The sequence below is a fragment of the Shewanella sp. GutCb genome, from assembly GCF_002836135.1.
Taxonomy (GTDB): Bacteria; Pseudomonadota; Gammaproteobacteria; order Enterobacterales; family Shewanellaceae; genus Shewanella.
This window is the reverse complement of record NZ_PJBL01000018.1, coordinates 96,330-109,881: the sequence shown is the minus strand read 5'-3', so window position 1 is coordinate 109,881 and position 13,552 is coordinate 96,330. Positions and strand designations below refer to the sequence as shown.

Genomic DNA, 13,552 nt, shown 5'->3' with positions numbered 1-13,552 from the left:
ATGTCTATATCTTTAATATTCGATGGAAAAAGGTTTACTAACTTTAGTGGCAGTGAGTTGCTTGCTGCAGGCGTACCGCAAAGTGTCATTGATGATGCTGTATTAGAGCTGCAATGGTCAAACATTCGTAATGTGCGCAATAAATTGATTGCGGGCTCTGATTGGACTCAAACAAAAGATTGCCCGTTGAGCGAAGCCAAAGTTGCAGAATTTACCGTATATCGGCAAGCGCTGCGTGATCTGCCACAAAGCGTGACAGCTCCTGCAGACATCGAGTGGCCAGAAAAGCCAACCGCTAACTAATGTCAGTCATTTAAGGGGCTAGCCATGAGCCAAATTGCGTTAGACGGTGAACTGATTAATTTGAAAAGCTGTAAGGTGCAGCTTTCAATGCAATTGGTTGATCAAGATATGTCGGGGCAAAGCTCAAGCACGGCCAGCAGTGAACAGGGCGATAAAGCCAAAGAGCTTAAAATCACCGGCTTAATTCCGTTTACTGATAAGTCGCAGTTATCGCGCTTATTTGAGTTAGCGATAACCAAAGACTTAACAGGCAATCGTGCGGTTTGGCGCATTGGTTCTGATTTAGCCCGCTCAGTTAAAATTCGCCAGGTAAAGTTTTTTGGCCAAATTACCGCGCCAGAGCACCCAAGCTTGTTGGCGTGGAACGTCAGCTTTCAGCTGCGTGAATATTTAAGTATTCCCGAAGTGGCAGAGCAGCGCCAAACGCAAACCGAGGCCAGTACCGAGCAAGGCACTGAGCAAACCGCCAGCGTGATCCCCACCGCTGCTATTACTGAGGCCGCGCCCAAAGTGGAAGTGTCATCAATGGAAAAATTCTTGTCGGGCGTTGATAGCGTGATTGGGGATCCTACATGAAGTTAACCAACCGCCTAACCGTTGGCACTGAGGTGTTAGCCATTGCCGATTATCATGTCGTGCTTGAACTGTCATCAGCAGGTCGCGCCGTTTTTGAGGTGCAAGGCGAGGTGACACGTGGCAAAGTGGTGACCTTTGATATTGGCTACAACAACAAACTGCAGCGCTACTTTAGCGGTTATGTCACCAAAGCCACACCGAGCAGCATGGGCGCAACCCGTATTGTGGCGCGCGAACTATCAAGCCTATTAGCCGAGCATTGCCCGGTTAATATTCGTCATGCCACTTTTCGCCAGGTGATCACCCAATTGGCCACAGACACAGGCCTGAGTTTTGTGATCCCTGACAGCGCCGCATACCTCGACAGCAAAGTGCCCAACTTTACCAGTCAAGGCACGGGTTACCAGCTGTTGGCCAGTTTAAGCGGGGTGTTTGGTATTGATGATTGTATTTGGTATCAACAGCCCGACGGCCAAATATTTGTTGGCAGCTATCAAGATAGCCGCTGGCCATCCAAGCCACTGCCAATCAGCCAAGGATTCAGCAAAAAGCAGTTTAGTAACTGTTGGCAATTAATGGCCATGCCTGCAATGCGACCGGGTGCCATGGTGAATGGCCATCGCGTCAAGCAAGTCGAATTAGAAAGCGATAGCATGACCATTACATGGACCGCAACCAAAGCTGATGAGCGCAGCGAAAAGCGCCGCATCACCAATATATTCCCAGAACTCGCCGCCGATTATCATTTGCCCGTGTGGGGTAAAGTGGTAGCCATGCCAGAATTACCGACAGAAGAGGGCGAACGCGGCAGCGATGCATTTTACCCACGCTATGCCGTTAACGTGCAGCTGCTCGATGAGAACGGAAACGAAACCGAAGCGCCCGCACTTGAAGCAGTACCATTACCGCTTCCAGGTGCAGGTGATAAAGCAGGGCGATTAGAGCCGCCGGCTATTGGTGCCATAGTTGAAATAGGCTTTGCCTACGGCAGACCAGACAAACCATTCATTCGATGTGTATTGCCATTCGGTTGGGACTTACCAGCAATCAAAGAGGGCGAAAGCCGCAACCAAGTACGTGACGGGGTTTATCAGCACGTTGATGACAAAGGTAACTTTGAGAATAAAACCGATGAGTCGCTAACCGATATCATTGGCAAAGTAGCAGAGCTGCAATGTAAGACTCGCAAGGTAACCGCCAACATCGAGCAAGATCACCGTAGCCCAAAGACTTGGTTAGGCAGTGAAGGAGAGAATGTACTGAAACTATTGTCCGAACTCATGGCCACAGTCAGCGCTCTGGCTACAACCTGTGCCAGCCACAAACATGGCAGCAGCCCCACACCAAATCAAGCCGGTGACTTTAGCAGCCAAGCATCACAAGCCAGCAACCAAAAGGCCAGACTCGACACCATCACCAAATTCTAGCCATTGAATATATTTTTAGGGTGGAGCATAGTACAAACTCATAATTTTATAGGGATATAGCGATGTTAGAGATTAAAGCAATATTGAGGTTTACTGATACTGAAGAGGTTGTAACTTTAGCCAGAGAACCGAAAGTTGAAGATGTTATTGAAGTAAGAGGTGATGATTACGTGATTCAGCTGGTGAAGTTGGACATTCAGGGCCGATATATAGTTCTAATCAATAGTGAATTGAAAACCCCTAAGAAATCACGACGCCTCAATATCGGGTAACTATAAATTTAAAGAATAAGCCTTGTATTTTACAGGGCTTTTTTATGTCTGCTGTAAAGCCACAGAAAACTATGCTCGATGAAATCAAATCAACTTAAAAAACCTCGACTCGGGTTAGGTTCCTGCTTTGGGGCTCGAACCCGCGCCTCGATTTCGTCACTACAGCGTTCGCTCACGGAATCTAACCCACGCAGAAAGAAACACACGGAATCCGCACTCTTCCTCCCCTCCTGCGCGCTTTATATATATTTTTTATTTCAGTTTTAGATTATTGCAGTTCATAGGCACAGCTAGCGCCATTCCTAGGGCTTTAACATGATCGGAGATCTGAAATGATCGCGGTTTATTTCACTGTTTTACAGTTCCATACTGACGCGCAGAAAGGTTGAGAAATAGCGAAAGCCGCATTAACACTGAGGTTTCGCTGGTTTACGTGAGGTTTTTAAAGACATGTGGAATACCAAGTAAACCTAAAGTTCAATATAAACAATTTGTTATGTTGATATAAAACTGAAAATAAAAAGCTAACAAATTTGCCGTATTGCGTATTGGTTAGCTAACGCACGGACAGAAATGCGTTAGAGCTAAAGCTCTTCGAGTGATGAATTTCATTAGGGAAAATATGGCAATCAGATATACGGTAACGCCTCGTTAAGAGACTAAAACTGATGGCCTAAAATGGCGAGGCACGAGCAATGGCCAGCTGTTTTAGTCCTTTTAAACGACTCGTTATGTATTTTTATCTACTAATTTCCCGTGAGATAATATTTCTAGCTTGGGGTATGGTTCCAAACCAGATTCTTGTCGTAGTGAAGTAATATCTCCATAAGTAGAAATAATCATTTTTGAACTCAACTTTGGTATTTCAATAATTTTACGATTATATTTTGGACCTGTTTTTCTAGGTAAATATTCAAGATAAAAAGCATCACAAGACTTCATATACCTTGGGGTTGTGTATGCAATTATACATTTAGCGAAACTATCAATAGCTTGCTTATCTGCTATAGCTTCTATAGCCGCAGGCCCCATTTCAGTTAAATAAATCCGATAAACACCAGTTATTAATGCCGCAGAGCAAAATACTCTCCAAGTCCATTTGCTTGTAAAAAAATCCAATATCACTTACTTACATCCTTTTTGATTTAAACTTCAATATGACTATAAAGCTCTGAAATACATAACATTTGTATGCACGCCTTGCGCGTTTATAAGGTTAGACCAGTCAGCGCGTTTATCAATAATTAACTAATTTGGAATCGTTTTTAACGAAAACGCTCAAACAGATGCTGGCAAAATGAGAATGGCGAGCTAACTTGCCTCGTATCTCATACAAACCGAGCAAGCATACTATTTAGTCAATTGAATTTACTCTATTTTTTATTTTCACTCAATAGCAAACCGAGAACTGATTAGGGTTAATTTTAAGGGTATTCGTAGAAATCTAATAATACTGTATAAAAACACAAGTAATGGCTAACTTAAAAGTTATCGCTTAACAGAGTACTTTGTCTTTCGGTTAGAGAGAAAAAGTACTGCAAAGCGGTCAATAGTAAATTCGAGGAAAGGTTGCCGCTGACTTGCAATGGGCAATTTCGTGTTAGCTGATTTAGGCGGGTTTATGCGATAAATTATTCAATGGCAGAAAGTCTTTATATTTTCAGTGGGCATTTTGTGGACATTCAGATGTGACAAAGGGCTAGCCTTTCGGCTAACCCTTTGTTTTATTTGGTGGAGGCGGCGGGGCTCGAACCCGCGTCCAAAAAGCCTACGTCCAAGGCGCTACATGCTTAGTCTCTCTTTTGGTTAACCAAGTACACTCCGAAAGACAGGATTGTAATTGGCGAGTTCAGTACTATTTCGCGGTTCACCCCTGAACGTGGTTCCCTCGCTATCAAATGTAAGATGACCATCTAAGAACCAAACCCATTTGATAAGTTTCGGCAAGATGGCTAGCTAGCCTAAGCTGCTAGAGAGTAGTTAGAGTCGTTTGCAACTATAACGGTGCGGCTTTTTACGAGGCCAACCGCCCCTCGGCATGCTCCCAGGGTTTCGAGAATCTTGTCGAATCCAGAATCGCCCCCAAGTACAGATTGATTGTAACGCGACACATCTTGTTTTACCAAGCATAAAAATCGCATTTGCAATCGTTTGTTCGTTTTGCGTACGTTATAAAAAAGTCAATGGCGCTTAAGTTACTGCTGTACCGCTTTTTTAATGGTACGCGCTTTTTCTATCTGCCATTCGCGATCTTTAGTATCGTCACGCTTGTCGTGTTCTTTCTTACCTTTACCTAGACCTATTTCGATCTTTACCCATGCACCTTTCTGCCAGTACATAGAGATAGGTACGATTGAGTAACCTTTACGATCGACTAAGCCTTTTAATTTATCTAACTCTTTACGTTTGAGCAGTAATTTACGTGAGCGCAGTGGATCGCACACGACATGAGTCGAGGCGGTGTTGAGTGGCGCGATAGTACAACCAAAAAGAAAGGCTTCGCCTTCTCTTAGAAATACGTAGCTTTCAGACAAGTTAACCTTGCCCATACGAATAGACTTAACTTCCCATCCCATTAGAGATAGGCCTGCTTCCATCTTCTCTTCAAACTTATAGTCAAAAGTCGCGCGTTTATTACGGGCAATCGAAGCGGAAGTGTTCTTTGAGTTTTTTGCATTTTTCTTAGCCATAGGCTAGCTATTATACGCAGCCAAGCCCAATTTGGAATTGGCCAAGCCGAAATATTCGGTTATTTATGGATTAGCTGATGCGTTTGTCTGCTTTTTGAGCACTTAATGAAGGTTAAGCGTGTCAAAGATGCGTTTTTTTGTAGGCATGTTAAAATTCAGCAATCCTGTTTATATTTTGAGTATCAATCATTAATGCCGCAAATTTCCCGCAATGTATTAGTTCGTTTTAGTGCGATGCAGATGTATGACTTAGTCAATGATGTCGAATCTTATAAAGAGTTCTTGCCAGGCTGTGTGGGTGGCAAGGTGTTGGAGTTTGATGGCACAACGATGGTGGCCTCGGTTGATGTGGCTAAAGCGGGGATAAGTAAAACATTTACCACTCGCAATCAGGTTGTTGCGGGCAAGAGTATTAAGCTGCAGTTAGAAAACGGTCCCTTTAAAGAATTGATTGGTGAGTGGACGTTTACTGAGTTAGCGGAAGATGCCTGTAAAGTCGATTTTGAACTTAGCTTTGAGTTTTCTAGCCCGATAGCGGACTTGGCGTTTGGTAAGGTGTTTAAAGAGTTAATGTCTTCTATGGTGACGGCATTTACTCGTCGCGCTAAGGTGATTTACACATGAATACAGATCAAGCTCAGTTTACGGTTGAAATTATCTATGCTCTGCCGCAACAGCAAAAGCGGATTAAAGTGAACATTGAACCAGGAACCACGTGTATTGATGCGGTGAAGCAAAGTGATATGCAGCGCTATTTCCCTGAAATTGACTTAGAAACGGTTAAGTTAGGTATTTTTAGTCGTTCAGTTAAACACGCTGAAGTACTGCAACCTGGGCAGCGTGTTGAGATCTACCGAGCACTTATCGCTGATCCTAAGGATGTGCGTCGTAAACGTGCAGAAAAAGCGAAAGACGAAGGGCGGGTGAATAAGATCACCGGCGCTAAACTGTAAAGGGACTTTTGTTACTCTGCGCTATGTTGTTACGCGATTAATTGTGTCAGTTGATGCTTTAAAAGTTGATAGCCCTAAAACAAAAATGCGAGTCTCTTTAAAAGAGGCTCGCATTTTTAATATCTGTTGAAAGCTCAGCAGGGCTGAGCTAACACTCCAATTATTCGAAGTTTTTCTCTGATAGCGACTCTGGTTGAGTTTCTTGCTCTTCAACTAAAGGCTTTGCTTGAGGACGTTGCTCTGGGATCAGAGGCTCGCCTTCTGGCATATTAATTTCAGGTAGCTTGCTCTCTTCAAGTGGAGTATTAAACTCTTCACTCAAATCATAGTCACCTTTCACTTCAGACAGCATATCGCCGTTGAAGTTAATGATCAGCTCTTTATGGATGATGCTAGCATCGCGGCCACTTTTATAGTGGTAGACGTAATACCAAGTATCGTCTGAAAAACTATCACGTAAAACAGGGCGGCCTAATACGTACTCAACCTGCTCTTTAGTCATGTCAATACGCAGCTTTTCTACCTGCTGGTCTTCCATGTAGTTACCTTGTGGAATGTCAGGCTTATAGATCAAATAGTCGAATACACCACAGCCACTGAGCGATAGTGAGAGCGCAGCAGCGCCCAAAAGGGTAAGACTTCTTTTTTTAATTGTCATTGAATGCGCTACTTCATCAAAATCTGTCGGCCATAATACCCAAGCAATCCCCTATCTGACAAGGGCTATTGTCGCAGAGTTTGCTCAGGTTGCTAATCTATGTTGTTTCTCGGTTTTAACACTGAGGCTACATAAGCTGCTTATATTGAGTCGTGAGAAGGTAATTAGTTCATTCGTATTAGTATTTTTCTCGCGTTTAGCGTGTCGATACTGCATTTAAATGGGTCTGAAAAATATCTTCTGAAAAAGATAAATGATGATGTATTAATCCACTTGATTGAAATTAAAGGCTTTATTGTTTCATTGAAGCCATTGGGAGCTGCAGTGGTTTGGTGTTGTTAGCTTATTCCGTAGCTTTTGTATGAATAAGCCTCAACAGATGTCGTTTTGCTGCAGTTAAAGCAATGGCTATTGATTATTGGTGTAATGGAGTATTGATTTATTTCTGAGTCGTTGTAGCAATACTCAATAGCGTTATCGATGAATTGCTCGATATGTTGATATCCGCAATGGAGCAGCCCATACCCTTGGTTAAAATCTGCTGTTCTCAATAATGGCGGTCGCAAATTGACTAATTACATATTTTTGCATTGCAAAGTTTAGCGGCACAGCCGAGCAGGTAAGATGAGTTTTGCACTAATGTAGGCCTGTAAATGGGGGCTATTAGATTGGTTTAAGTCATTATTTTAAAAAAACATCACATAAAACCAATATTTTTTGTGATGTTAGTCACTATTCACCCTCGTCCTGAGTTGTTAACACTCAAACGCTTAACTTCTACTTAACGTAAACGTCAAATTTAAACGGTCGTTTACATTGATGATTGTTCATTATGCTTTTAACTCGCTGGTAATTAAGAATTTATTTGATTAACGCCAAAGAGAAGTGTAAACGCTTTCCGATATTCGCGATATTTTCATGCTCAATGTCAACCGTATTAAATTGTTTACATGACGTAATTAATTTACGGAATGTAATTCTAGCGAGCTTGCTTGGTCAACTGGTCTTACAGGTCTTTATTTTTTAAACTGACATAAACATCATGGCTGGGTAAGTGTTTGTTATTAAGGGTTATTACATGAGGCCTTAGCTATTAGCAACCATGTTGCACATGCGATTACAATCCTCTTTTGAGTGGGTGACTAACCAGGGGGTACTTGCATCAGTCGCGGTTTATCGTTAGCTTTTATTACAAATAACGACATAAACCAAAGTGACCTCGAAATGCAGGAGTCGGCATTTCGAGGTCATTTGGGTATATACCTCAGAGTATGTTTTTTGTTGGGCTGCGATTTTCTACTCAAGAGAAAATGAGTCCATTGCATTGTAGAAGCCGTATTTAGCCGCGCTAGATACACCACCGCAGGTCGGCGGTTTCATGAAGCATACATACAGGCGATACAGTTTGGAGATAAAGTTGATGGCAGAACAGATCACAATTGATAATAGCGTTGTTGAAGATGAACTTGTGATTACCGCTAGCACTGTCAGTGGACAAGAAACGGTATTAACAGCAGGTGCGGTAAGTTTACTTAAAACGCTCTGTAAGCACTTTGCTAACGATGTACCGACATTACTCGCCAACCGAAAGATAAAGCAAGGGCTTGTCGATAAAGGTCAGTTGCCTGATTTCATTGAACAGACTAAAGCCGTTCGTGAAAGTGACTGGAAGATCAGAGGGATCCCCCATGACTTGCAAGATAGGCGCGTTGAAATAACGGGGCCGGTTGATCGCAAAATGGTGATTAACGCGCTTAATGCCAATGCAAAAGTGTTTATGGCTGATTTTGAAGATTCACTTGCTCCAAGTTGGGATAAGGTGATTGAAGGGCAGATTAATTTACGTGATGCCATTAACGGTGACATCAGTTATACCTCTGCAGAAACGGGTAAATCATATACGTTAGCTGCTGATCCTGCGGTGTTGATTTGTCGTGTACGTGGGCTACACATGTTGGAGAAGCACGTAAGCTATGCAGAGCAAGCGATACCCGCGGCTTTATTCGACTTTTGTGTCTATTTTTATAATAACTATCGTCAGTTGTTAAGTAAGGGCAGTGGCCCGTACTTCTATATTCCTAAACTTGAAAGCCATATAGAAGCGCGTTGGTGGGCAAAGGTATTTGCGTTTGTAGAGGAGCGTTTTTGTCTACAACCTGGCACGATTAAATGTACCTGCTTAATAGAAACCCTACCTGCCGTGTTTGAGATGGATGAAATTTTATATGAATTACGCTCAAACATTGTGGCGCTTAACTGTGGGCGTTGGGACTATATATTCAGCTATATAAAAACACTGAATAACCATAGTGACCGTATATTACCTGACAGACAGTCAGTGACAATGGATACGCCCTTTCTAAGTGCATACTCGCGCTTGTTGGTTAAAACGTGTCATAAGCGTGGCGCGTTAGCGATGGGCGGTATGGCTGCATTTATTCCAGCAAAAGATCCCAAAGAGAATCAACAGATCCTAGATAAAGTACGTCAAGACAAGCAGCTTGAAGCGCGAAATGGTCATGATGGCACTTGGGTGGCCCATCCCGGTTTGGCTGATACTGCAATGGAAGTCTTCAATCAGTATATTGGAGATAATCATGTCAATCAGCTGCATATCACTCGCGATGTCGATGCACCAATACTTGCTCCGGAGCTATTGTCAGCCTGCAAAGGTGAGCGTACAGAAGATGGAATGCGTCGCAATATTCGTATTGCATTGCGCTATATAGAGGCATGGATCAACGGTAATGGCTGTGTCCCTATATATGGTTTAATGGAAGATGCTGCCACGGCCGAAATTTCTCGTACCTCGATTTGGCAGTGGATTAAGCATCAGCAGAAGCTATCGAATGGCACATTAGTCACAAAATCTTTGTTTAAAGACATGTTGCTTCAAGAGCTGGCTCACGTTAAAGAGGAGGTGGGGGCGGATAGATTCACCCATGGTCGCTTTACCGAAGCCGCGGTTATTCTTGAACAAACGACGACTGCAGATGAGCTGGTTGATTTTATCACTCAGCCCGTTTATGAGCTCCTTATTGCATAAGTTTTATTTTACAGAATAGGTTAACAGTGCATTTAAAGATTGAATGTAAAATAGGGTTTAAAATTTCAGTTTTACAAAGTGTTAGTTGCTGATTGGTTTTACAGTTTGGCTGCCTTTTGCGGCTTGTGTCCCCCGCGTAGTATTCCTACGTACTATGCGGGTTTTTAATAAAAAGAGTACTCTCCTGCTTCCCAGTATGGTGATGACTGTTTACGTTTGTGATTGGCGGCCCTCCGGGGTCGCATTTTTTTATTCTTCTTAAGCCTCCCATATTCACCATAAATGTCAGTTAAACGTCGCCGTAAGGCCAGTGAATCCTGCATTCTACGCCGATTTCGTATACAATTAATGCTATTAGACTGCTAAAGTCAGCGCTGAAAATAACCCGTAAAAAGCGCTATATCCTACATAGACGTTTGGCCGCTTAAGTTGCCATAAGTAGAGTCGCATTTGAAAGCTAACAGCATACAAGATACTAAGTTAAGAGGTGCGGACTATTGGACGCACAGGATCAGTGAGCAGGAGATGCCTGCACTATGCTCGACAGTTAAAACGTTAGAAAAACTGGCTAAAGATGATATTTCTTCGCTGGCGATATTAGGTCAAAGCGTGATGCATGATAACGCGCTTACATCGCGAATTTTACGGGTGGCCAATAGCGTCACCTACAGTAAAGGCATCACTCAGGTGACCACGGTCAGTAAGGCGGCGGTAGTACTGGGTTTTGATGCGATAAAGAATATCTGTATTACTGCAAAGTTACTGAGTAGCCTACTGGAAACTGAAGGTTTGTCTGAAGGGGTTTATAAACGTCTACTGGGTTTAATGGCGCAGGCTTTTCAGGCGGCGATGTTAACCAAAATGCTGATGCACGATCATGATGAGGAGTTGCAAGAGGAGGTCTTTATCGCTTCACTTCTTTATCATATCGGAGAGAGCGCTTTTTGGGGGACTGGTTGTGCAGAAACCTTAGTGTTAGACGCCAAGCTCAATAAATGCCAATCGACAGTGGAGCGTGACAAGGCTGTTAGGGAGGTTTTAGGCACTAGCTTTCAACAACTTTCAGCCGGTATCGCTCGTAGCTGGGGGTTAGGCAGTGTATTGATAAAATCGCTTAGTCAGCCTGATGAACGTACCCCTGAAATTCGCAGTATCTTTCTTGCCAACAAACTTAGTCAGCTTCTGTCGCAAACACCGCCATCGATACTGGAATTATCTAAACGCTTAAAACAAACCGCCAATATTTTAAATATTGAAATTGATGAATTAAAAGCGCGCATGATCCGCTGTCATAAAGCCACAGAAATCATGGCGGATGCTTACGGCGCCCATGTATTAATTGATTTTTTACCAGATGTAAACCAACTTATTCTTGAGCACAATGTCCCTGAGCCTCAGCCTGTAATAAGAGCTGCCGATGTGTTTGAACAGTTAAAGTGTCTACGGGCATTAACGCAATGTGCGTTGAACAAGGCTGATTTCAACCAGGTCTTGTCGATAACGCTTCAGGGAGTGTTAAAAGGTGTGGGGGTTGACCGATGTGCGGTGTTGTTGCTCACCCCAAACCGCAAGGCATTGCAGCCGCGTATCGTATTAGGCGACGGTGCAGCTGAGATGAAAAACAATTTTACTATCGATCTCAATGGAGATAAAAATCTGTTTCAAGAGTCTATTCAAATCAAGAGTGCGCTGTTTGTTGATAATCCACATTCAAGTAAATGGCGGCTTTATATGGATGATACATTAAGGGCATTGACGTCACCTTCAGGCTTTATGGTTGCGCCCTTGATTATGAACCATACGGTGATTGGCGTTTTATATGCCGACAAAGACACTTCAGGAAGGCGCTTGAGCAAAGAGGATTTTGTAGGTTTTAGCCATTTTGCTGAACTTTCCAATGTCTGTTTTTCTGCTGCAGTTAAGTAGCCTTTTTACTTTTTTAGTTGGCGCTCTCAATGTTAATTGGGACGTGTACCCCCATACTCTAAAGCGCTATCGTTATGCTAAGGGGCGTCAGCTGCAATTATTTGCGTTGTAATCGATTTTGCAATGTCATTTGGAATGGGAAAGCTCAAATGATATTGGGCAATTTTCCAACCCTGTTCAGTCTTTATCAAAGTGCCTGTGCCACGGCTCACTCCGTAAGATGCGCTATTAAGAATTTCATCAAACCAGATAACCTCCCCATGCTGAGTCATTACTCGGCTGGTTAAGTCATAACGCCAACCTTTTGTGGGTCGCGCATATTGCTCAAATGTCGCCTTATCCCAGTGTTCATTGACATCTGTACCGATAAATATGCCATTGTCAGCGTACAGGTCAAAATAGTTGTCCCAATCAGCATTAGCTGAATAGATATTAAGGTGGTCCAGAAGGGCTGCTGCTTGTTGCTTATCATCATTTTGGCTGCTTGTTTGCGCAGCGGCATTGAATCCAAATAATAGCAATGTTAATAGTGTTGCTCGCCATAATGTTGATGCTCTATGGTGTAGGTTAAACATAAATCCCTCATGATATTGGTTTTGTTTTAGTGCATCGCATCGATTGTATTTTCAATAATGTATTAGGGGCTGTTGATCTTTCACGGTTGTTTTTGCCGCCGTTTTAGCAAGCTGGGCGTTATGTCATTTAGCCCGTTAGGTGCCATCGCTTAAGTCTGATACGAATACATTATGCTACATCACAAAGGATCGCAAAAATTAGTGCGATAGGTCTACAGTCCTACTGCCAGTTTACAGGATCGAGCTTATAAAAAGTGCTCAACTCCTTATATAGCGCTGAATGTTGGGTTATAAACGCTTGAGGTTGTTCGAAGAATACTTCACTAATCACGGCAAAAAACTCAGCCGGATTGGTTGCACCGTAATAGCTAAATAATGAATATTGCTGCAGTTGGCTGGCTTCAACTAATTGTTGGTACTCCTGCATCATTACGGCTGACCAAGATGCATAGTCTTGTGTTCGGGTTAATATAGGCGCGCCGTTAGCATTACCGTCCTCTTGGTCAAGTTGGTGAGCAAACTCATGAATGACCACGTTACTGCCATCATCAGGCACTGCTGCGCCCTCTTTGGTGGTTTGCCACGATAGGATCACTTTGCCATGCTGCCATGACTCCCCCGAGAGAACTCGACTGCGCTCTGACACTAGGCCATTTGCATCGCGTTGTTCATTGTTAACGACAAACACGGATGGATAGATAAGGATCTCTTTTAAGTGTGGGTAGAAGTCAGTTTTGCGGTTGAGTAGCAGCAAGCATGCTTGGGCTGCCACCGTCACGCGAATATCATCATCAATTTCTAGACCGTCACAACCGACAAACTGTTTCTCTGCAATAAACACCTGGATATGTTTTTTCAGCTGCAGTTGCAGATCTGTAGGAAGTGAGCGGAAAAAGGGGATTCGCTTTTTTAGAATGACACGCCAAGCCTGGGGGAAGGGCGCTTGAGTCAGCATTTTTCTGCGCCGGTTGGCACGCCATGTTCGACTAACAATCCAAAAAATAGCGCTACCGCTAATGAGTAATATCAATAAAATCGCAAGCATCAGAATCCCTAATTAACATGTGAAGCCAAGATCCTCGTTACCGATAATGTGGCTGATGTTAATGATATGTGGACTAGGCAG

The 13,552-nt window shown here is 43.2% G+C and carries 13 protein-coding genes and 1 other RNA gene; 8 read left to right on the top strand and 6 right to left on the bottom strand.

Features of this window, described 5'->3' with window-relative positions:
- The 4 genes from CXF86_RS10955 (at position 1) to CXF86_RS10940 (ending at position 2,578) form a co-directional block, all read left to right on the top strand.
- Positions 1-303, top strand: a complete 303-nt coding sequence (locus CXF86_RS10955) for a tail fiber assembly protein (RefSeq protein WP_102038968.1) — start codon at positions 1-3, stop codon at positions 301-303.
- Positions 304-327: 24 nt separating this feature from the next.
- Positions 328-879 (top strand): baseplate complex protein, encoded by a 552-nt coding sequence (locus CXF86_RS10950; protein ID WP_102038967.1) that lies wholly within the window; start codon positions 328-330, stop codon positions 877-879.
- On the top strand, positions 876-2,306 hold the full coding sequence (locus CXF86_RS23060) for a hypothetical protein (RefSeq protein ID WP_257985326.1): 1,431 nt from the start codon (positions 876-878) through the stop codon (positions 2,304-2,306). Before CXF86_RS10950 ends, CXF86_RS23060 begins: the two co-directional genes overlap by 4 nt.
- Before the next feature lie 62 nt (positions 2,307-2,368).
- Complete coding sequence (locus CXF86_RS10940) at positions 2,369-2,578, top strand: hypothetical protein (protein ID WP_102038966.1); 210 nt, start codon at positions 2,369-2,371, stop codon at positions 2,576-2,578.
- Positions 2,579-3,307: 729 nt separating this feature from the next.
- On the opposite strand, the gene CXF86_RS10935 is transcribed toward CXF86_RS10940, so the two are convergent.
- From CXF86_RS10935 to smpB, 3 genes are all read right to left on the bottom strand, one after another.
- On the bottom strand, positions 3,308-3,703 hold the full coding sequence (locus tag CXF86_RS10935; protein ID WP_102038965.1) for a hypothetical protein: 396 nt from the start codon (positions 3,701-3,703) through the stop codon (positions 3,308-3,310).
- Between the two features lie 604 nt (positions 3,704-4,307).
- Positions 4,308-4,662, bottom strand: a transfer-messenger RNA (tmRNA) gene (gene ssrA / locus CXF86_RS10930).
- A gap of 111 nt (positions 4,663-4,773) precedes the next feature.
- Positions 4,774-5,268, bottom strand: coding sequence for an SsrA-binding protein SmpB (gene smpB / locus CXF86_RS10925; RefSeq protein WP_101093378.1), 495 nt, complete (start codon positions 5,266-5,268; stop codon positions 4,774-4,776).
- 192 nt (positions 5,269-5,460) lie between these two features.
- Here smpB and CXF86_RS10920 point away from each other — a divergent pair, with 192 nt between their 5' ends.
- Positions 5,461-5,892: an SRPBCC family protein gene (locus CXF86_RS10920; RefSeq protein WP_101093385.1), complete on the top strand. Its 432-nt coding sequence runs from the start codon at positions 5,461-5,463 to the stop codon at positions 5,890-5,892.
- Positions 5,889-6,221 carry an RnfH family protein gene (locus CXF86_RS10915; RefSeq protein ID WP_101093377.1) on the top strand — a complete coding sequence of 111 codons (333 nt, stop codon included), beginning with the start codon at positions 5,889-5,891 and terminating at the stop codon, positions 6,219-6,221. The genes CXF86_RS10920 and CXF86_RS10915 overlap by 4 nt, the downstream gene beginning before the upstream one ends.
- A gap of 160 nt (positions 6,222-6,381) precedes the next feature.
- Here the strand turns inward: CXF86_RS10915 and CXF86_RS10910 are convergent, their stop codons facing one another.
- A complete protein-coding gene (locus CXF86_RS10910; RefSeq protein ID WP_101093376.1) occupies positions 6,382-6,879 on the bottom strand; it encodes an outer membrane protein assembly factor BamE in 498 nt (165 codons plus the stop codon).
- Between the two features lie 1,420 nt (positions 6,880-8,299).
- Here CXF86_RS10910 and aceB point away from each other — a divergent pair.
- Positions 8,300-9,925 carry a malate synthase A gene (gene aceB / locus CXF86_RS10905; protein ID WP_101093375.1) on the top strand — a complete coding sequence of 542 codons (1,626 nt, stop codon included), beginning with the start codon at positions 8,300-8,302 and terminating at the stop codon, positions 9,923-9,925.
- A gap of 450 nt (positions 9,926-10,375) precedes the next feature.
- Positions 10,376-11,851, top strand: coding sequence for an HDOD domain-containing protein (locus CXF86_RS10900; protein WP_257985325.1), 1,476 nt, complete (start codon positions 10,376-10,378; stop codon positions 11,849-11,851).
- 77 nt (positions 11,852-11,928) lie between these two features.
- Here CXF86_RS10900 and CXF86_RS10895 read toward each other — a convergent pair whose 3' ends face one another.
- On the bottom strand, positions 11,929-12,426 hold the full coding sequence (locus CXF86_RS10895; protein ID WP_102038964.1) for a nuclear transport factor 2 family protein: 498 nt from the start codon (positions 12,424-12,426) through the stop codon (positions 11,929-11,931).
- A 220-nt stretch (positions 12,427-12,646) separates the two neighbouring features.
- Positions 12,647-13,471 carry a M90 family metallopeptidase gene (locus CXF86_RS10890; protein ID WP_101093373.1) on the bottom strand — a complete coding sequence of 275 codons (825 nt, stop codon included), beginning with the start codon at positions 13,469-13,471 and terminating at the stop codon, positions 12,647-12,649.
- Positions 13,472-13,552: the final 81 nt, after the last annotated feature.